The following is a 596-nucleotide window of genomic DNA, read 5'->3' on the forward strand; positions in this document are numbered from 1 at the left end:
GCCGCCCTCACAATCGCGTAGAACTTCCACTCCCACACCCAACGCAGCAGACGCGCCGAGTAAATCGCACTCACGCAAGGAATTGCGTTATTTGGGATAAACATGCCCGCCGCTTGTGACCAAAACGGGGGCGTGACGTAAGAAAGCCCAGTGGCAAGCGTATAAATGGCAAGAGTGAGCGCGAGTGTAAGCCCAATCAATAAAGTAATAATCACCAAGTTAATCGTGACGTTGCGCGCCTTGGCGATAAAGAACCAACCAAACAGAGTCGTCGCTATTTGTGCTATAAACGCGACCAAGGCAGGTAAACGCAACGCCGCACTACTGCCTGAAACAATAGGTAATAGCTGAATCATTAGTAATATCTCCCCGAACCTGGCTTGTTACTTGGTACAGGCGTGACCTCAGTCAGCAGGATTTCAACAAGCGTCTTAATCGTGTAGATGTAAATCAGAATGGAGAGGATCATTTTTAACTTATGAGAGAACTCACAAGAGATTGAAACGTTCCCACCATTGAGTGTTGGCAAAGAAAGCCGCATACATTGGCTAGGCTGTGGAAGCAAGTTAAGAAATGAATCGGAAACGGCAGTAATA

At 47.3% G+C, this 596-nt stretch carries 1 protein-coding gene and 1 pseudogene; both read right to left on the minus strand.

Features of this window, described 5'->3' with window-relative positions; translation table 11 throughout:
• Window positions 1-356 (minus strand): DUF5455 family protein (locus tag R8O10_RS26290; RefSeq protein ID WP_318192107.1); only part of this gene is annotated, 356 nt, incomplete at its 3' end.
• Window positions 356-596: pseudogene (locus tag R8O10_RS26295) on the minus strand (chemotaxis protein); the annotation flags it as partial. The gene R8O10_RS26290 and the pseudogene R8O10_RS26295, both read right to left, overlap by 1 nt.

Source organism: Vibrio sp. 1727 (genome assembly GCF_033344415.1).
GTDB lineage: Bacteria > Pseudomonadota > Gammaproteobacteria > Enterobacterales > Vibrionaceae > Vibrio > Vibrio alginolyticus.